This window comes from Cupriavidus sp. HMR-1, assembly GCF_000319775.1.
In the GTDB taxonomy this organism is placed as follows: domain Bacteria; phylum Pseudomonadota; class Gammaproteobacteria; order Burkholderiales; family Burkholderiaceae; genus Cupriavidus; species Cupriavidus metallidurans.
Genome location: NZ_ANKP01000051.1, coordinates 1 through 19,388, shown reverse-complemented (window position 1 = coordinate 19,388; position 19,388 = coordinate 1). Strand labels below are relative to the sequence as shown.

Below are 19,388 nucleotides of genomic sequence, written 5' to 3'. Positions count from 1 at the left end.
GGCAGAGAGCGGCTTGGGCTTGCCATTCCGGGCCCGGAGACCCCGTCAGACCGCTTTTGGCGCCCTGGATCAGGAAGAGAACGGCCCCGCCATTATCGTCCTGTCAGGCCATGCAGCGCAAATCTGGATATCTCTCACGGTGCGTCATGCGGCTACGTGACAACGCTTTCTTGCGTCGCCGGATCAAGTAGTTGACGTTTCCTCGGGCTGATCCGGGCTGGCGCGGAAGTCATGCACCGCCGCCTGCAATGCACCGGCTTCTGTTTCCAGGAGGGGCGACCACTCGTTTCCGTCATCGCAGAGGCGCTCGACGGCTCGACAGAGCTTGACGATGGTGGTTGCGCCGACGATCAGGAATGCCCCCGCGCAACGATGAGCCCATTGGCCCAAGGCCTGGGTATTGCGGCTGAGCAGGATGCCGGCAAGCTTGGGCTCATCCGTTTGCAGGTGTTCGCGCAGCAGCGCCCGGTAGCGCTCGCGATCGGCCGCCGGGACGATATCGGCGGGACTGTCGCTGGAGGCGGGTGTGGAGCGCGCGGCATCTACGTCCGGTTGCAGGGACACGCCGTGCAGGGCGTGCTCCAGTTCCGCCAGCGACACTGGCTTGGCAATGTAGCCGTCGAATCCGCGAGCATGCCAGTCGGAGGCCTGACCGGCGTGCGTGACCGCGCTGAATGCAAAAACGGGCAGCGGCGGCCTTTTGGCCTTGATTGCAGATAGCAGTTCGTATCCGTTCATTACCGGCATCTGGATGTCGGTCAGCACGATGTCGACAGCTTGTTGATCGAGCACCGCGAGTGCCTGGCGCCCATCGTTGACCACGATTGACGTCCAGCCGATCGTCTCGAGTTGCTCGGCAATCAGCATGCGGTTCAGTGGGTTGTCTTCGGCGACCAGAACCGTGCCACGCTGATCGGGCGAATGGGGAGTCGCTTCGGCCTGCGCCTTTCCATTTGCGCCGGCGGTTCCGTTTGTTGTTTCGACCGGTCGCGGTGGCCCGATCAATGCGGTTTTTACGCCGGCCAGGATGGCGGCATGGTTGTATGCGGAAACCTCAAAGATTCCCGATTCCAGCTCTGCTGGGCGATCCGGCCCATTGCGTGTGATCCACACGGCGTTCGCCGGGCAAATGGTTCGAAGTGATCTGATTGTGTCGAGCCCATACTCTCCGGTCACAACCATGATCTGGGGATGGCTGGTACATAGCCAGGTGTGGGCGGCGCAACTGGCCGGCAGCACGTGCACCTGGCAGCCGACTCTTGTCAGCCAGGCTTCCAGCGTGGCACCAGATTCCGTTTCCTGGCATAGCACCATGACCATGCCACCAAGCATCGTCAATCCATGTGCCGGGGCCGTTGCCGCAGGCTCGGCAAACGGAATGACTACCGTGAAGGCACTGCCCACGCCCTCCACGCTTTCAACGCTGATGTGTCCGCCCATCAGCTCGCTCAGTCGGGCGCAGATGGAGAGGCCGAGTCCAGTGCCGCTGTAATACGCCGTGGTGCTGGTCTCGCCTTGCACGAAGGGTTGGAATACACGGGAAGCCAGCGCCTGAGACATGCCGTCTCCGGTGTCTCGCACCCGGCAGACCAGCGTCGCCATTCCTTGGGCATCTCGAGAAATCTCCGCACTAAGCGTGATTTTCCCGCTCGCCGTGAACTTGAACGCATTGCCAAGCAGATTGTTGACGATCTGCGCCAGCCTCATGCGGTCGCCCCTCAGAAGCGTACTCAGGGTAGGCGAAAGTTGGGCGTAGAAGCGGATCGGTCGATCCGTCACCATGGGCGCGTAGGAAAGGGACAGACTTTCAAGTTCGTCGAGCGGATTGAAAGGTGCGGACACCAGCTTCATCTCGCCAGCATCTATCTTCGAGAAATCAAGAATATCGTTGACGATCCGACGCAGCCCTTCGGAGGACGACTGCAATGCGCGTAGCCGTGTTGCGTGTGCCTCGAGGCCGCGGCTGCGCCCGAGCAGTTCGAGATTGCCCAGGAGCGCATTCAGTGGCGTGCGTATCTCGTGGCTCATCGCGGCAAAGAAATTCGATCGGGCACGCATCATGGCTTCCGTCGCTTGCTGGGCGGATCGAAGCTTCTGCTCGAGTTGTTGTTGTGCTGTTACGTCCTGAATGGCACAGAAGAGCACGCACTCTCCGCGGTATCTGGCGGGCGCTGATGTAATTTGCAGAAACTGTGGCTTTGAAGCAGGTGCGGCTTCCGTCGTGGAATTGCACCGCCGGGAAGCGTCGGCATGGGCGTACCCGGGCACCCTGATCTGCGCAATTGGCCCGAACGCGTCACTGAAAGCCTGCGAGGGGCGCTGGCGCAAGGCGTCGATGATCCGGGTGGGCATCGTCGCTCCCCGACTGCATCCAAGCAACGTGTCGGCAACCAGGTTCGAGGTCACGATGACGTGGTCCTGCTGGCGGACGATGCAAAGCCCGATCGGCGTGGCATTGACGAGGATATGGTTGATCGTTTCGTTCTCGAGCGCGCGGGCGGCTTCGGCCTGGCCGTGTCTCAGCAAATGAATGTCCCAGTAGCGTGTGGATATCACGATCGCGATGATCAACATCATGCTCAGGGACCCGATGGTCATCAGTTCGTAGTAGATCGAACTGAATAGCTTGCCGTAGGCCAGGAAATAGACAAGGGAGCCGAAATCCTGGCGCAATGGCTGCACCAGCACCAGGCCGGATCTTCCGAGCCGGAGTGTGTCGGGGGGCAGGCGGCGTGTGCGCGAGAGAATGCGTTCCGCGACTTCGAGCGAGCTTCCCCGCGGGGAGATGTCGATGCGGTCTTCCGCGTGGTTGAGCAACAGCAGCATGGCTGGATCGCTCGGGCGCTTGAGCTGGGACAGGAAGGCATTGACAGGTGTACTCGATGCGATGAGCGCAGGTCGGTGTCCGTCGCCTGCCGTTGTCCCTACCACGGACGTCATGACTTGCGAGTGCAGCACCGGATCCTCGACGGGTCCGATCCAAACCTGCTCTCCGTTACGCGGAAGCTCCTGTCCGGTCCGGGCCTGCAAGGCCTGAACGAGTTTGTCCCGCAGTACTTCCACAGGGTCGTTTTGCTCGGCAATCAGAAGCGCCACGTCGAGTGGCATTGGAGACGGTGTCAGGATGACGGCGTACTCGGCATTCGCGTCGACCACATAGGCGGGATTATCGAGTTCGAAGGCGACGCGGGTGGTCAGCGCAGCAATGGCAATCTGCTGCAATTGCCAGACGCGTTCTGGAAGCGAACGGCCCCAGGCCTGCTGCGTGCTCGAGGGTACCAGCAGTGTGTAGCGGCCATCAGGAGCAACGGCGATGCCAGTACGACGTATGCGTTCGAGAAGATCTGGATCGGTGGGCGAATCGCTGCGGGCATTCAGGTAATGCGCCACCGTCAGCGTCGTTCGGCGCAGGAATGAGGCATCGCTCTGGAGTTGAAGGGAGATCGCGCTGACATACTGGGCAAGATGACTGCGTCGGATGTCGAGCTGCTTGGCAGCCGCAAGCCCGCCGAGCAGGATGGCCGATACGATGACGATCGCAATTAGGAGGCCGACTGTGGCGTAGTAGAGCTGACGCTGCCGTCTTGCGTTGCGCGCCAGCGAAGCAAACGCCTGCGCCAGCGACTCCTGTGTGCGATCGAGTATTTGCTGCATTTGAAGGATCAGATCAGGCCGTTCTCATAGGCGTAGCGAATAAGGTCCGTATTGGTTTGGACGCTCAGCTTGCGCATGGCAACGGTTTTCTGACTGGAGATCGTGCTCACCGACCGCCCGAGCTTGTTGGCGATTTCGGTGAGCTGGAAGCCCTGCGCATAGAGCCGGACGACATCGAGCTCACGCAATGTCAGCTCCGTGGCTGGGGCGGCCGTGGCCGCCGCGGTGGCGCTGTCCAGCACCGCCCGAATCGACGGCGAATAGAAATGGCCGTTGCTGATGGTGACATGGATACAGGCGCGCACGATTTCGTCGAGTTCGTCTTCCTTGCTGACGAACGCGCGCGCGCCGAGCTTCATCGCGCGGCTGACCACGCCAGGGTTCGTCTGGGCGCTGACCACCACGATGCGCGTGTCCGGATGGCGCCTGTGTAGTTTGCGCAATAGATTGAATCCGTCCAGTGACGTATCGCCATGCCCCATGCTGAAGTCGGTGACGGCAACGTCGACCGGATTCTGCGTCAAGGCGTCAACCAGTTCACTGCCGTTGGTGCATTCACATGCCACCTGGAAGCCGGGAGTACGCTGCAGGCAATCTCGCAAAGCGACAACGACGAGCGGATGATCATCCGCCAGCGCCACCCGAATGGTTTTCGCAGTCATGCATCAATGTCCTTTCGCAGCCAGGCAACGCATTCGGGCGAACGCGCTGCGTGAGGGGGTTTAGCTATCTGAAAATTAGGGAAATTACTCTATATCGTATCGGCGCGAGATAGTCGTACCTGTTTAGTCGAAATTGTTTGCGATCAACTTGTGTTGTAACTGTTCGATAGCGAATGTCACTATGGCATCTCAACTGCACGAATATCGTCGCAGTCGTGATGGAGACGGGAGAGTCATGCGGAGGCGTTCGGGCAAGAGTCGTAAGGCGAAGATTCTCGCAATTAACTAATCAAACTAAAATCGTACTTCGACTGATTTTGATGGTTTCGATGCAAATAAATCGAAGGCAGGTAAGGCGATAGGTGGGACAAATCGACGATTTAGCTTGAAATTCTGCGCGACGCGGAGAGCTGACGGTCGAGCGCGGCGGACAAGTCTCCATACTGAGGGAGAAGCGTTGTGGCGCTGGTGATGAAGCTGTGACACCGTTGCGATTGAGATGAGGTGATCGCCTTGAGCATGACCGCCGCAGGATGGGAGAAAGCACCGTGGCGGGCGAGCCATGCCGGGACCTCGTCGCCGTCGCCGTCGCGCAAGCGCAGAAGCATCAAAAGCTCGACGGGAATGGCCTGCTCGACGGGGTGATCGAAGTCGAACAGCGAGTGGTCGGTGTCGAGCCGGCATTGGTTGACGTGTCTGTCGGCCAGCTCACGAGCCAGCGGCGCGAATGCGATATCGCTATCCTGCCAGTGCTCGACGATCTTTGAGAGTACGGCGTCACCCTTCTGGAACGTGGCTTGCGGCACACCGACCCCAAGCGCCTGACCCGCGACACCGATGATCAAGCCGGTCATGCCACTGACCGGGTGCAGGGAAGCCAGCTCGCTGCTGGTGCCGAACCAGGCTTGCAGTGCGAAGGCAGCGAGTTCGCGCCACTCCAGCGCTAGCAGCATCGCTACCTGCAGGGCCATATCGCGTTCGTATGCCTGACGGCTGTGCGGGCCACTCCATTTTTCCTTGTGGAGCGCCAGCGCATGTGTGCCGGCGATGGACTCGATGACGCCGAGTTGCAGGGAGGTCACGTTGGGGGGCGGGCATGCTTCGTCGCCGCTCAGGTCGATCGCGCGCCATTGCCGCAGCCGCCCGAGCCAGAACATCGCACGGGCGGCTCGTGGCAGCGGCACGGCATTTGGTGCGACGAGGAACGCTGAGAGTGTGTCCCGATACATCCCGTTGAGCGCTTCCGCCTGGGCCTGCGCCGTTTGCAGGATGGCTTTTCGCCGGTGTTCCGTCTCCCGTAACGTGCTGGATTTCGTCTGCATTGTGTGTCTCGCCCGTGATGAATGAGTGGATGAGCAAAAACACTACGGGCTGGGGAGTGTCGGGTCCATCGCTATTCCTTGAAATGTGCGATGTATGCCGCCGCGCCGCGAACGTCGGCTGCGTCACAATACATTCGACCAGACCATGGTCTTTCGTCGCGCGCCACTTGCCGTTGGTTTTGGTGGCATTCTCTAAGCCGCGCGTGCCAGCTGTTTTCGTTGCATCGCGCCGTACAACCCCCGCATGGAGGTGTGCCATGGCAATGCGTCAATTCGCCGAGTTTCCCGCCAACGAACGTCAGGATCTCGAAGCCTTGTTCCGGCAGGTTGGTCTTGCAGCCCAGGAGTTCGAAGTTTTCGATGTAAACGGAACGTCAGCCCGTCAGGTGACGGTGCGGCGGCAGCGTACCGGCGCGGAAAGCGTCTACGAGGCCGGCCCGGGGTCGGCGTGGATCGAGGAATTCGAGAGCGATCTTGAATGCGGCCTGTTCGGGCAGGTATCTACCCAGTAATCCGCAAACGCGCACGCATTTACGTGGTCATGTAGCCGCCGGGCTCGCCTTCGGTCATCAGTGGCGTCCTCGCTCGCCACCGCGGCCGACGATCGACGCCCCGGCGATCAGTTCCGTGAGGAGTGCCAGCGATGCCGCACCGGGCATGCGGCAGGGGTCGAGTTCACCTTGCGCGGAGTACTTGAGCAGCGTCGCGGCATTGAGCTTGCCCGCGTTGACGCGCCCCATCGACCAGCCGGCAAAGGCGCGCTCGGCGATCTCTTCGTAGCTCAGCAGCACGACGTGGTGGTGGCGATCATCGCGGCCGATATTCAGGAAAAGCCGGGAAACGGCTTCCCGATCACCTTCCAGCGCCTGGAGGAAGACGGTGTTGCTGTGGCACAGCACGCCGGTGATGCCATGACGTAGGTTCTGTTCCAGGCTGGTGTCGAGGATGGCATCCAGCACATCGGCGTCAAGCGGCTGTCTTGCACGGCTGGCGTAGAGCAGGCGGACTAGCATCGGTGTTCCCTCCGGGCAGCGAGTCAGCGGCGATTGAGATTCAGCAGGGTGAGAAATTCACGGCGCAGCTTGTCGTCCTTGAGGAACGAGCCGCGCATGACACTGTTGGTCATCTTGGCATCGGTATCGCGCACGCCACGCCAGTGCATGCAGAAGTGCTCGGCTTCCATGACGATCGCCAGGCCGTCTGGATTCATCTTCTCCTGCAACAGATCGGCGATCTGCGCTACGGCTTCTTCCTGAATCTGCGGTCGGCACATGATCCATTCAGCCAGTCGCGCGTACTTGGACAGGCCGATCAGATTGGAGTGGCGGTTCGGCATCACCCCCACCCACAAGCTGCCGATGATCGGGCACAGGTGATGAGAGCAGGCGCTGCGCACGCGGATGGGCCCGACGATCATCAGCTCGTTGAGCTGTTCCACGTTCGGAAACTCGGTCACGTCCGGCGCCTTCGCGTAGCGTCCCGCGAAGATCTCCTTGAGATACATCTTGGCTACACGGCGAGCGGTCTCGCGTGTGTTGTGATCCTGGTCGACGTCGATCACCAGCGTGCGTAACACCTCTTCCATGCGGGCTTCGACCTCGGCCTGCAGGGCTTCGAGTTCACCGTGCTCGATATGGCGAGAGATATTGTCGTTGGCATGGAAGCGCTCGCCGGCAGCCTCGATGCGCGCCCGAATCCGGTTGGATACGGGCGAGGCGGTGGGCGTGTGCTCGGGGCGATCGGACTGATCCTTGTGTGACATGAGTGGCCGCAGGGAGTTGGGCGTCGGCGCACGCGGTGCGCGGTGCTTCACTATATGGCAGTTGGCATTGCACCACAACCTGCAACAACCTGCTGCTGGGCATGGCCTCAGCGCAGTACCGCCAGGGCCGGGAGCAATGCCAGCGGCATGACGAGCGCACCGGTCTTCAGGAAGGTGCCGGCGCTGACCATATGACCTTCACGGCGCAGGGCGGTCAACCAGAGCAGGGTGGCCAGCGAGCCGGTAATGGACAGGTTCGGGCCCAGGTCCACACCGATCAGCACGGCAGCCGTGACGGTATCCGAAGCGTGGCCGGCCGCCAGCGCCGAGGCTGCGAACAGTCCAGCCGGCAGGTTATTGACGATGTTGCTCGTGATGCCGACGAGCACGCCTGCCGCACCGGCGCCAAGCACGGCCTCCGGCCCCTGCAGCGCGGATAGCATCCGCACCCAATGAGCCAGTTGAGCGGTCAAGCCGGTCTGGGCCAGGCCGGCAACCAGGACGAAGAGTCCGGCCACCAACGGCAGGACGCCCCAGGACACTTCCTTAAGCGCCGGGACCAGTAGTCGCGGCTGGGTGGCGCAGACGACAGTCAGGGTCAACAGACCACCGATGAACGTTGGCCAGCCGAGATCTTGCCCGTGCAGCGAGGCCGTCAACAGTGCCGCTCCGGTCAGCATGATGCCCAGCGTCGTCAGCCATGCCTGGAGCGTCAGAGGGGGCGTCGGCACGTCATTCTCGATCGGCTCGGCCAGTGCATCGCGTTGCGTCCAGTACAGGACGATGAACGTCATGGCGATGGCCACCACCGATGGCAGCGTGAAGCGTGCCAGCCAGCTGGACAGGGGCGGCATCCGGTCACCGAACAGCACGAGGTTGGCCGGATTGGAGATTGGCAGGAGAAAGCTCGCCGCATTGGCGATGAACGCGCAGGCGTAGAGATAGGGCAACGGGTGCCTGACACGTGCCGCGCGCGTCGCGGCGATGACCGCGGGCGTGAGGACGACTGCGGTGGCATCGTTCGACATGAATGCTGTCACCGCAATGCCGAAACCATAGACCAGCGCAAACAGCTTGCGCGCCGACCCTTGCGCGGCGCGCACGGCCAGCGCGGCCACATGATCGAACAGGCCCGTCTTGCGGGCGAGTTCCGAGATCAGGATCATCCCGGCCAGGAACAGATAGACGTCGTTGCCGCGTGCCACGGCTTCGAGAGCGTCGCGCCATGGCAGCAGTCCCGCCACGCATAGCACCAGCGCGCCAGCCATTGCCCAGAACGGCTCGGGCAGGCGGAAGGGCCGGAACAGCACGCCCGCCGTGGATAGCGCCGCGACGCTCCAGATCAGCGGTGTCGCGTAAGCGGGCATGTCGGCCGTGGTCACAGGCCGGAAGCAGTAGGACGTTGGGACGATACCTGCGGCGATATCTCAAGCGCTGCAGGGGTCGGCGCCGCGGCTGTCGGTGCGCCGGGAGGGTTTCCGTCGGCAGGTACGTCCGGCGTGACAGTCGGCGGCGGGAATCCAATCGATGCAAGCCCGTGGGATCCGTCCGCGTTCTCCGCGTAGGCCCAGTCGTCATTAAGGCGGGCAAGCTGCGGTGGCGTCGGGAAGCTGGCTTCTGGCGCGCCGGCCAGGCGTCCTTCCATGTAGGCAGCCCAGATGGGCAGCGCGGTGGTCGCGCCGAACTCGTGTCGGCCCAGGCTGCGATTGTCATCGAAGCCCATCCACGTCACGGTTACCACATCACCCGCGTAGCCGGCGAACCAGCCGTCGACCGAATCGTTGGTGGTGCCGGTCTTGCCGGCCACATCGTCGCGGCGCAAATAGCGTTTCACGCCGGTACCGGTACCCTCGTCCACCACGCTTTGCAGCAGGCTGTTCATCACGAACGCATTGCGCTCGGAGATCACGCGCGTCACCTCCGCTGCGTTCTGCGCGGCAAACAGCACGTTTCCGTCGCCATCCGTGATCTTGTCGATCAGATAGGGTTCGATGCGGTGGCCCTGGTTGGCGAACACGCCATAGGCGGCCGCCAGTCGCAGCGGCGATGTGGTGCCCGTGCCCAGTGCCAGCGGCAGATACGGCGGCAGCCGTTTGGTGGAGAAGCCGAACTTGCCAGCGAAGTCGATCGCGTAGGGGATGCCGATGGCGCGCAGCGTGCGGATGGCAGGCAGGTTGCGCGATTCCGCCAGCGCCTGACGTACCGTGATCGGGCCGACGAAGCGATTGTCATCGTTCGACGGTTGCCAGCGCGGGTCGTCCAGCGGCGCGTCGTTGATCAGCGTGCCGGGAGAAATGCCGCGCTCCAGCGCGGCCGAATAGATGAACGGCTTGAACGTGGATCCCGGCTGGCGCTGTGCTTGCGTGGCATGGTTGAATCGGCTCGTATCGAAACTGGCGCCGCCCACCATGGCTTCTATCGCACCGGTGCTCGCGTCGAGCGAGACCAGTGCCGCCTGGGGCAGGGCGACCTGAGCCTTCGCCGAACCGTGCCGCTTGCCGTAACTGGCCAGTCCGGCTTGCACGGCGTCGTACGCCATTGTCTGGCGCACCGACGACACCGTGGTGTAGACATTGATGCCGCGCGTATAGGCTTCGTCGCCGAAGCGGTCGAACGCCAGTTGCCGTGCCAGTTCGGCCACGTATTCCGCGTGCCCGCTGAAGCTGCCGTTGGCGTCGCGGCTCACCACGAGTTGCGCGCCGCGCGCCTCGCGATACTGGTCCTGCGTGATCATGCCCAGCGCCAGCATCCGGCCGAGCACATACTCCTGGCGACGTTTGGCGCGCGGGTAGTTCACCTGCGGATTCATCGTCGAGGGTGCCTTGGGCAGCCCCGCCAGCATCGCGGTCTCCGCCAGAGAGAGCGACGCGAGCGGCTTGCCGAAGTACGTCTGAGCGGCGCTGCCGAAGCCGTAGGCGTGCTCGCCCAGGTAGACCTGGTTCATGTAGAGCTCAAGGACTCGGTCCTTGGGCAGCGTGCGGTCGATCTGCCATGCCAGCAGGACTTCGTACCATTTGCGGGCCAGCGTCTTTTCGCGGGACAGGTAGAAATTGCGCGCCACCTGCATCGTGATGGTGGATGCGCCCTGCGCGTAGCCCTCGCCGAGGTCTGCCAGTGCCGCGCGGACCAGGCCGGGGATGTCCACGCCAGCATGGTTGTAGAACTGGTCGTCCTCGGCCGCGAGTAGCGCCTCGGTCATCAGCTTCGGCATTTTCTCGATCGGGATGAACTCCCGATGCTCGGCGCCAAACTCGCCAATGAGAACGTCGTCGCTGGTGAACACGCGCAGCGGTACCTGGGGACGATAGTCGCGCAATGCGTCGACCGAGGGGAGTTGCCGCAGGCTGACTACCGCGGCAAAGCCGACGAGCAGGACGCCGGCGGCTCCCAGCGCCGCGACGACGCCGGCAGCCTTGACTGCAAATTTTTTCATGGCGCGCATTCTACCGTGCTGCGGGGAGCGGCAAAGGCACACCGGATTCGGTATGGTCGGAGGGAGGATGCTGTTGGGTGCGGTCTGGCGGCTGATGCGGCACTTCCCGCGCGAATTCGCACAGCGCGTGCCATGTCTCCCAACGCTCGATGATCGTGTAGTGATCGACCCCCGAAATCATCTGCAGCGCGACCGGGCCGGGCCAGGCCGCCATCAGCCGTTCAGAGCATTCGTGGGGCACGACGTCGTCGCTCTCGGCCAAAAGGACCTTGGTGCTCTGGACCACCTTCTTGCAATGCGAGATCGAATCGAAGTGATGCCGCATCAACTGACGTAGGGGTACCAGCGGAAAGCGCTTTCGCACGATCTCGAGCAGGGAATCGTATGGCGTGATCAGTTGCAGGCTTTCGAAATCCTGCAGGTCGGCAAGCTGGATCGCCACGCCGGTGCCGAGCGAGCGTCCCACCACATGCACCCGCACGCCGGGGAAGGCCCGGCGAAGATGCAGCAGGAACTGGCTGGCATCGGCAACGGCAGCCGCCTCGGAGGGCATCCCGTCCGAGTGACCGATTCCGCGATAGTCGAACGTCGCGAAGCCCATCCCGTGCGGCAGCCACTTCATGAACTGAAGCGTTTCCAGCACATCTTCGCCCCGTCCCGGCAGATAGAACAACAGGTCGCCCACGCCCTCGTGGTCGGCGTGGTAGCAGTAGCCGCGAAACTGGCCGCCCGGCACGGCATGCGAGTAGCCGACGATGCCGTCCGGCAGATCGCGCGGCGGGCGCCGGCGTGCATCGAAGAGCAGCCGTTCCTGGTTGATGGTCAGGTAGGTCCAGTAGCAGACGAAGCCTCCGGCGGTCACGAGCGTGGCGGCCAGCGTTCTGCGCAGGAGTGAAAACATGGGGGCGAAGGGTTGGTCACGGGCGAACGATCTTGCCCAGCCTAACCGAAAAATGGGTAACGCGGCGTTGGACCGGGCCGGGTGCCCGCGAGTTCTTGTACGATATGCCGCATATCGAATCCAGGCCCAGGAGGGCTGTTGCGCATGAACGACGAACAGAAGCGCGCCGAAGAAGCGCAAGCCATGGAGCGTGTGGTCAATGCCACGCGCCAGGTTCAGGTGGCGTTTACCGCCCTGCTGAGCCAGTATCCCCCGCAGGGCGCCGGCAAGCCGTCGAAGCTTGCGCTGCAAACCTTCGACGCGGCCCTGCAGGGTCTTGAAGACGCCCAGGCTGGCTTCGACGAGATCCTCAACGACCTGCTCGACGGCAACCGCTGACGCGTCTCACTCCAGCGTGAATCGCGCCTCGCGCACCGAGGCTGAATCCAGGCCGATCTGAAGATTGAAATCGCCCGGTTCGGCCACGTATTCGAGGCGCGCGTTATAGAACTTGAGCGTGTCCTCGGTGACGGGGAATTCGATCGCGCGCGATTCGCCGGGCGCGAGCATCACCTTGCGGAATCCCTTGAGTTCCTTGACCGGACGCACGACCGATGCGGTTACGTCCTGCACGTAGAACTGCACTACCGTTTCCCCGGCGTACTTGCCGGTGTTCTTCACGGTCACGCTGGCGTTGATCGTCCCGTTGCGGGCCAGTTTCGGGCTCGACAGCCGGATATCGGACACGCTGAACGTGGTGTAGCTCAGGCCGTAGCCGAACGGGTAGAGCGGGCCGGATTCTTCCTCGAAGTACTGCGATGTGTAGTTGGCCGGCTTGCCTGGCGTGAACGGTCGGCCAATGCGGAGGTGGTTGTAGTACGTCGGAATCTGGCCGATCGAGCGCGGGAACGAGACCGGCAGCTTGCCCGACGGGTTTTCGTCCCCGAACAGTACGTCCGCGACCGCGTGGCCGCCTTCGGTACCGGCGTACCAGGTCTCGAGCATCGCGTCAGCGTTGTCCTTCTCCCAGTTGACCGTCAGGGGGCGGCCGTTCATCAGTACCACCACCAGCGGCTTGCCGGTGGTCTTCAGCGCCTTGAGCAGTGCCTCCTGGCTGCCCGGCAGCGACAGGCTCGTGCGGCTCGAGGCTTCATGAGACATGCCGCGCGACTCACCCACGGCCACGACGATCGCGTCGGCATCGCGTGCCGCGCGTACCGCCTCGTCGATCATCTCTCCCGGCGAGCGCTTGTCCTGCACCACCTCGGGGCTGTCCCAGTTCAGGAAGTTCAGATAGCCGACCACGCGGGCGTCGTCGGTCACGTTGGCGCCGCGCGCGTATATCACCTCGCCCTTGCCGGCCAGCGCGTCGCGCATACCCTGCAGCAGCGAGACGGATTGACGAGGCTTGCCCGCAGCGGACCAGCTACCCAGGATGTCGATCTGCGCGTCGGCCAGCGGGCCGATCACGGCCACCTTGCCTGACTTGCGCAGCGGCAGCGTCTGGTTGCGGTTTTCCAGCAGCACGATGGACTTGCGGGCGGCCTCACGTGCTTCGGCACGGTGCAGGCGGCTCTCCGCGTCGACATCGGCCGGGTCCTGGGCCGCCACACCGATACGGCGGAACGGGTCGGCGAACAGGCCCATGTCGTACTTCGCGCCAAGCACCTCGCGCACGGCATCGTCGATCAGCGCTACCGGCACGGCGCCCGATTTCACGAGGGTCGGCAGTTGTTCCAGATAGCGCGTGTCCGCCATGCTGATGTCGACACCGGCTTCGATGGCCAGCTTAGCCGCCTCGCGGCCGTTGCTGGCCACGCCGTGGCGCAGCAGTTCGTCGATCGCGCCGTGGTCACTGACCGTGACACCCTTGAAGCCCCATTCCTTGCGCAGCAGGTCGCGCAGCAGCCATCTGTTGGACGTGGCGGGCTGGCCGTTGATCGAGTTCAGCGCGATCATCACGCCGCCGGCGCCCGCGTCCAGACCCGCGCGGTAGGGCGGCAGGTAGTCTTGGTACATGCGCTGCAGGCTCATGTCCACGGTGTTGTAGTCACGCCCACCCTCTACCGCGCCGTACAGCGCGAAATGCTTGACGAAGGCCATCAGGCTGTCGGCATTGGCCGGGGACGTGCCCTGGAAGCCCTTGACGCTTGCGCGCGCGCATTGCGATACCAGATATGGGTCCTCGCCGAATCCTTCCGAGGTGCGGCCCCAGCGGGGATCGCGCGAGATGTCGACCATCGGCGCGAACGTGGCGTCGATGCCATCTGCGGCGGCTTCTACGGCTGAAATCCGCGCGGTCTTTTCCACCAGATTCATGTCCCAACTCGATGCCAGGCCAAGGCTGATCGGGAACACGGTGCGATGACCGTGCACCACGTCGTAGGCGAAGAACATCGGAATCTTCAGCCGGCTCTGCATGACTGCCGCATGCTGCAGCGGACGGTTTTCCGCTTGCGTGATGGAGTTGAACGTGCCGCCCACGCGGCCTGCCGCGATCTCCTTGATGAGCTGCGGCTGCGGCATCTCGGGCCCGATGCTGATCAGGCGGAGCTGGCCGATCTTCTCGTCGAGCGTCATCCGGCCGATCAGATCGGCGATGAGCGCCTGCTTGTCGGACTTGCCGGTGGCTTGGACGTCCGCCGCGTAGGCTGACGAAACGGAGGTTGGCGCAATCAAGGGCGCGCAGGCAAAGCCAGCCGCGAGGGCCAGCATGGAAAGCATTCGCATGTTGCTTTTGTCTCTGATGGGCGGATTGCCGTAGCCTCGTCCGGCAATGATGCGGCACGGAGGATGACCCGGCTGTCGCCATGTGTCTGACAGGCTAGTCAGGCGAAATGGGTTATTTTTGTGAACTGCGCCGCAAGTCTACAGCCTTATACGCCATACACTGGCAATCTTGTGGCCTTTGATCGATGTCTGTACCTGGAGGGTTTTGTGGTTCTTGCCGTCTTTGCCGCGTCTTTGCGTAACAGGATGAAACTTCTCTTGCCGGGGCTTGTGTTTGCCGGGTGCCTTGTCGGCGTGTCGCCGGCCGCCCATGCCTTTTCGCTCGACGACGTGACCGCGCGTGCCAAGAAACTGGCGGAGCAGCCTTATGCGGCGCCGGTCAGCAACCTGCCGCCGGTGTTTGCCCAGATGCAGTTCGCCGATTACATCAAGATCCAGCCGAAGCTGGATCATCTGGCCTGGAACGACCAGGGCACACCGTTCCGCCTGGGCTTCTATCACCAGGGCATGCAATTCAGCTCGCCGGTTCGCATTAGCGAAATCGTCGGCGGCAAGGTCCAGGAGATTCGCTACGACGCAAGCCGCTTCGACTTCGGCGATCTGAAGCTGGACCGTGCGGCGACGAACAAGCTGGGCTATGCCGGCTTTCGCGTGCTGTATCCGGTCAACCGGGCCGACAAGCTCGACGAAGTCATGAGCGTGCTTGGCGCCAGCTATTTCCGCGTGATCGGCAAGGGGCAGGTCTATGGCCTGTCGAGCCGTGGCCTTGCCATCAATACGGGTCTGTCCGAGCCAGAGGAATTCCCGGCCTTCCGCGAGTTCTGGATCGAGCGGCCGAACCCGCAGGACAAGCGCGTCGTGTTCTACGCGCTGCTCGATTCGAAGAGCGCCACGGGCGCCTATCGCTTCGAACTCCATCCGGCCGAGGACGCGACGCTCAAGGTGCAGGCGCGCGTCTTCATGCGTGGCCCGGTGACGAAGGTTGGCATCGCTCCGCTGACCAGCATGTTCCTGTTCGGGCCGAACCAGCAGCGCGACGCCAACAACTTCCGCCCGGCGTTGCACGATTCGAATGGCCTGGCCATCCACACCGGAGACGGGGAATGGCTGTGGCGGCCACTGAACAACCCGAAGCACGTGGCGCTGAGCACGTTCGCAGTCAACAATCCGCGCGGCTTTGGCCTGTTGCAGCGCGGGCGGGAGTTCTCGGCCTACGAAGACCTGAAGGACCGCTACGATCTGCGCCCGAGCGCGTGGATCGAGCCGCAGGGTGACTGGGGCAAGGGCAAGGTCGAACTGGTGGAGATTCCCACGCCCGACGAGACCAACGACAACATCGTCGCGTTCTGGACGCCGGACCAGTTGCCGCCAAAGGGGCAGCCGATTCGCGCCGACTACACCATGCACTGGACCATGGACGAGCGCGCGATCTTTGCGAAAGACCTTGCATGGGTCAAGCAGACGATGCGGACTGCGGGCGAGATCACGCAGGCCAACCTGATTCGCCATCTCGACGGCAGCCTTGGATTCGTGATCGACTTTGAAGGCCCGGTGCTGGCGAATCTGCCGCCGAACACGCCGGTGCAGCCGTCGTTCAGCGTCAGCGACAACGCGGAGGTGATCGAGAATGTGATCCAGCCGAATCCCGTGACCAAGGGCTATCGTGTGACGCTGCGCATCAAGGTCAAGGACCCGAAGAAGGTGGTGGAAATGCGCGAGGCGCTGGTATCGAACGGCAAGGTGCTTAGCGAGACCTGGAGCTACCAGATTCCGCCCGACACGGTGAATCAGGTCGTGTCGGGACAGACGGTGCGCTAGGCGTAGCCAGTGTCAGCGGCGGCCCATCTGTGCCCGCAATGGTTTGAGCAGATGGGCCAGGCCGTTGTGGTCGAGCTCGTGCATCAGTGCCAGCAGACGGCCGATTTCCCCCGGAGGAAAACCCTCCCGGGCAAACCAGTTCAGGTAGTTGCCCGGCAGGTCGGCGATCAGCGTGCCCTTGTGCTTGCCGAAGGGCATTTCACGTGTCACGAGCAGGAGTAGGGATTCGCTGTCCGGCAACATGATGGCGATCTCCGGGAATGGTCGAGCGCGCATTGTAGCGCCGGCAGCGCCCCGACAGCCTTGCCAGGCCGTGCTACCTGTCTCCCGTCGCCCAGTCGATCGCGGCATCGAATAGCTTGATGCCCGCGCCGGACAGGTTCGTGAACGTATCGTTGCCGAGGAAGAACATCACGCGACGGGCGGGCGCGAGCGACTCGTAGTCCATCGTTGCCCCTTTCTCGTAGGTGAAGATGGCCGCCTTCTCGGGCTGCCCGTAGAGCGTGGCGATGATGCTGGCGCCGAGTCCGGGCTTGCCCCAGTTCATTGCCGCCTGTTTCCGATATACGTTCGTGGCGCCAGCCGGCAGCCCTGCCGCGACGGGATGCGGGGCGTTGACCAGCCACACAAAGCGCTCGCGTCGGGATTCGCCGTAATCGGTGTCCAGATGCTTGCCTGTCATGGCCAGATCGTCCAGCAGGTCGCCCTCCCAGGTCAGCAGCGGCACCGCCAATTCGCGCCAGCCCGCGCCGACCTGCTTCGCGGAGATCGTTGACGACAGGATCACGAGGCGGACGTCACCTGCGTTCGATGCCGGGGTGTCCTGGTTCAGCATCCTGACGGTGAATCCGCGTCCTTCCAGGTGGAGGCGGATATTCTGGTCGACGTCGGCATTCGGCCCATTGGTTTGCATGACCAGCGCGACGGTGCCGCGCGACGCGGTGGCCGCAAGGGTATTGGACGCCATGCCGCAAGTAGCGAGCATGGCGCCGATCGTAAGCGTGCGGCGGAGCAGGGAAACTGGCATCGTGAATCCTTAGAACTCGAAAGTGGTCAGCAACGTGACCTGACGTGGGTCGCCGACGGCGACTGCATACTGGTTGACCGCCGACGGGTAGTACACGCGGTTGAACAGGTTCTTGACGTTCAGCTGCATACGCATCTTTTGCCCGCCGACCCGCGTTTCGTACGTGGCGAAGGCATCGAACACCGTATAGGCTGGCAGCCAGAAGCTGTTGGCCGAATCGCCGGGACGATTGCCGACGTAGTGCGCGCCACCGCCGAGCCGGAGGCGGTCACCCCCGAAAATTTCGCCGAAGTCGTAGACCGCCGACAGCGCGGCCGTGTGCTGCGCAACGTTCCAGAGCCGGTTGCCGGCGTACTTGGGGTCTTCGGTGGTCTTGGCGTCGATATAGGCGTAGCTGGCAATCACGTTCCAGCGCCGGCCGATCTGGCCGGTTACGTCGAGTTCCACGCCGCTCGATCGTGCGCGCCCCGATGTGCGCCAGTCGGTCAGTCCGGTGGTCGGGTTGAACTGCGAGACGAGCACGTCGCGCTTGTCGATGTTGAACAGCGCCAGCGTGCCGCTCACCCCGCTGGCCAGATCGACCTTGCCACCGAGTTCCCAGGATTGGGCCTGTTCCGGGGCGATCGACGCGTCGATCACCGCGCCGCCGCTGAGCGGTGCGATCGTCGAATTCGGCTTCAGCGATTGCGTATAGCTACCGTAGAGGGAAAGCGCCGGCGTCCATTTGTAGACGATGCCGGCGCGTGGCAGCCACTTCTGGTCCGAGATATCCGTGTTCGTGACGAACGGTCGGCCGCGTCCGGCTACCTGGCTGTAGCTCAGGTAGCGTGCGCCGCTGACCAGGATCCATTTGTCCGTCAGGTACAGGCTGTCCTGGAAGAACAGCGACGTGGCGTGCAGGGTGTCGGTCTGGTCGCTGTCGCTCGCTGATATCGTGGTGGATGGCGTCTCGCGGCCATAGACCGGATTCCAGAAGTTGAATGGTGCGGCAGCCTTCTGGCGCAACATGTTCTGTCGATAGATGCGACGGTATTCGCTGTCCATGCCCACCTGCAGTTCGTTACGCAAGCCGGCGACGCGGAAATTGCCGCTGACGTACGCCACGCCGTAGCTGTCGGTGCTCAACGCGCCGTCCGTGCCGTCGTTGCGGCGAGTGACGGCGCCGGTGACGGGGTTCAGCCCGGTATTGCGCAACTGTCCGGCGTCATAGCCTTCGCGGTTGTAGCTATAGCCGAAATGGGCCCGCCAGTCCGTATTGAACTGATGGTCGACGGTCAGTTGCGCGAGGTGCGACTCGCCATGCATTTCATTGAGCGGATCGTCGATGCGCTGGCGGCTTGGAATCGGTAGCGGTTCCATCGTGCGCGGATCAAGTGCCGTGCCGCGATCGAATGGATAGAGGAACTTGCGGTACTCATACGACAGATTGACCTGGGTGTCCTGGCCATACCAGGCTATCGAAGGCGCGATCAACGTCTCGCGGTGCTCGCCGAAATTGCGCCAGTACGATTCGTCGACGTAGTCGGCCACCAGCCGGTAGGCCAGTCCGGTGGTGCCAATGCCGCCCGTGGTGTCGATCGTGCCGCCTGCGCCGTTCTTGCCATGCCCGTAGGTGGTGCCCAACAGCGAGAGCGAGGTGGAACGCTGCAGCGACGGGCGTTTGCTAACGATGTTGATCACGCCGCCCGGATCCATGATGCCGTAGAGCAGTGACGCGGGTCCCTTGAGTACTTCGACGCTATCGGCATTGGCGTTGAGACTGCGGCCTTGTACCAGCGGCATGCCATTGCGCATGATGGAGCCGTCGCGGTTGTCGCCAAAGCCGCGCTTCATGACGGCGTCCATCGTGCCGGCCAGCGTGTTGCCCTGCGTGATGCCGCTGATGTTGTTGACGGCGTCGTCGAGGTTGCGTGGCCGTTGGTCGGCCATGACCTGCGCCGGCACGACATTGACGGCCTGCGGGGTATCCAGCAACGGTACGTCCGACCGAAGCACCGATGTGGTGGGCGGCGCGCGATAGCTCTCGGCGTCGGCACTGACCGTGACCGGCGGCAGCGCGGCCACGTGGCGATCTGTGGCGGGCCGGCCCTCGGCCTGGGC

15 protein-coding genes are annotated in these 19,388 nt (G+C 63.1%); 3 read left to right on the top strand and 12 right to left on the bottom strand.

Annotated features, from left to right (window positions below; all coding sequences use genetic code 11):
• Positions 1 to 183: 183 nt before the first annotated feature.
• The 3 genes from D769_RS08005 to D769_RS07995 form a co-directional block, all read right to left on the bottom strand.
• Positions 184 to 3,654: a hybrid sensor histidine kinase/response regulator gene (locus D769_RS08005; protein WP_008643855.1), complete on the bottom strand. Its 3,471-nt coding sequence runs from the start codon at positions 3,652 to 3,654 to the stop codon at positions 184 to 186.
• Positions 3,655 to 3,662: 8 nt separating this feature from the next.
• Entirely contained in the window at positions 3,663 to 4,316 is a 654-nt protein-coding gene (locus tag D769_RS08000) for a response regulator transcription factor (protein ID WP_008643854.1), read from the bottom strand.
• Between the two features lie 380 nt (positions 4,317 to 4,696).
• A complete protein-coding gene (locus D769_RS07995; RefSeq protein ID WP_008643852.1) occupies positions 4,697 to 5,638 on the bottom strand; it encodes a hypothetical protein in 942 nt (313 codons plus the stop codon).
• A 257-nt stretch (positions 5,639 to 5,895) separates the two neighbouring features.
• Between D769_RS07995 and D769_RS07990 the strand changes: the two genes are divergently transcribed.
• Positions 5,896 to 6,150: a hypothetical protein gene (locus tag D769_RS07990; RefSeq protein ID WP_008643850.1), complete on the top strand. Its 255-nt coding sequence runs from the start codon at positions 5,896 to 5,898 to the stop codon at positions 6,148 to 6,150.
• A 57-nt stretch (positions 6,151 to 6,207) separates the two neighbouring features.
• Here D769_RS07990 and D769_RS07985 read toward each other — a convergent pair whose 3' ends face one another.
• The 5 genes from D769_RS07985 to D769_RS07965 form a co-directional block, all read right to left on the bottom strand.
• A complete protein-coding gene (locus tag D769_RS07985; protein ID WP_008643847.1) occupies positions 6,208 to 6,651 on the bottom strand; it encodes a BLUF domain-containing protein in 444 nt (147 codons plus the stop codon).
• Between the two features lie 23 nt (positions 6,652 to 6,674).
• Positions 6,675 to 7,400: a GTP cyclohydrolase I gene (gene folE, locus D769_RS07980; protein WP_008643845.1), complete on the bottom strand. Its 726-nt coding sequence runs from the start codon at positions 7,398 to 7,400 to the stop codon at positions 6,675 to 6,677.
• A gap of 107 nt (positions 7,401 to 7,507) precedes the next feature.
• Complete coding sequence (locus D769_RS07975; RefSeq protein ID WP_040010938.1) at positions 7,508 to 8,767, bottom strand: arsenic transporter; 1,260 nt, start codon at positions 8,765 to 8,767, stop codon at positions 7,508 to 7,510.
• A gap of 11 nt (positions 8,768 to 8,778) precedes the next feature.
• Positions 8,779 to 10,833 carry a PBP1A family penicillin-binding protein gene (locus tag D769_RS07970; RefSeq protein ID WP_035883348.1) on the bottom strand — a complete coding sequence of 685 codons (2,055 nt, stop codon included), beginning with the start codon at positions 10,831 to 10,833 and terminating at the stop codon, positions 8,779 to 8,781.
• 10 nt (positions 10,834 to 10,843) lie between these two features.
• Positions 10,844 to 11,734, bottom strand: coding sequence for an alpha/beta hydrolase (locus D769_RS07965; RefSeq protein WP_008643840.1), 891 nt, complete (start codon positions 11,732 to 11,734; stop codon positions 10,844 to 10,846).
• Positions 11,735 to 11,878: 144 nt separating this feature from the next.
• On the opposite strand from D769_RS07965, the gene D769_RS07960 reads away from it, so the two are divergent.
• Positions 11,879 to 12,112 (top strand): hypothetical protein, encoded by a 234-nt coding sequence (locus tag D769_RS07960; RefSeq protein WP_008643838.1) that lies wholly within the window; start codon positions 11,879 to 11,881, stop codon positions 12,110 to 12,112.
• 6 nt (positions 12,113 to 12,118) lie between these two features.
• On the opposite strand, the gene bglX is transcribed toward D769_RS07960, so the two are convergent.
• Positions 12,119 to 14,437, bottom strand: coding sequence for a beta-glucosidase BglX (gene bglX, locus D769_RS07955; RefSeq protein WP_008643835.1), 2,319 nt, complete (start codon positions 14,435 to 14,437; stop codon positions 12,119 to 12,121).
• A gap of 252 nt (positions 14,438 to 14,689) precedes the next feature.
• Between bglX and D769_RS07950 the strand changes: the two genes are divergently transcribed.
• A complete protein-coding gene (locus D769_RS07950; RefSeq protein WP_193750033.1) occupies positions 14,690 to 16,261 on the top strand; it encodes a glucan biosynthesis protein G in 1,572 nt (523 codons plus the stop codon).
• Positions 16,262 to 16,273: 12 nt separating this feature from the next.
• Here the strand turns inward: D769_RS07950 and D769_RS07945 are convergent, their stop codons facing one another.
• From D769_RS07945 to D769_RS07935, 3 genes are all read right to left on the bottom strand, one after another.
• On the bottom strand, positions 16,274 to 16,504 hold the full coding sequence (locus tag D769_RS07945; RefSeq protein WP_008643829.1) for a DUF3820 family protein: 231 nt from the start codon (positions 16,502 to 16,504) through the stop codon (positions 16,274 to 16,276).
• A gap of 73 nt (positions 16,505 to 16,577) precedes the next feature.
• Entirely contained in the window at positions 16,578 to 17,288 is a 711-nt protein-coding gene (locus D769_RS07940; RefSeq protein WP_008643828.1) for a hypothetical protein, read from the bottom strand.
• A gap of 9 nt (positions 17,289 to 17,297) precedes the next feature.
• A partial coding sequence (locus D769_RS07935) for a TonB-dependent siderophore receptor (protein ID WP_008643827.1) occupies positions 17,298 to 19,388 on the bottom strand: 2,091 nt, incomplete at its 5' end.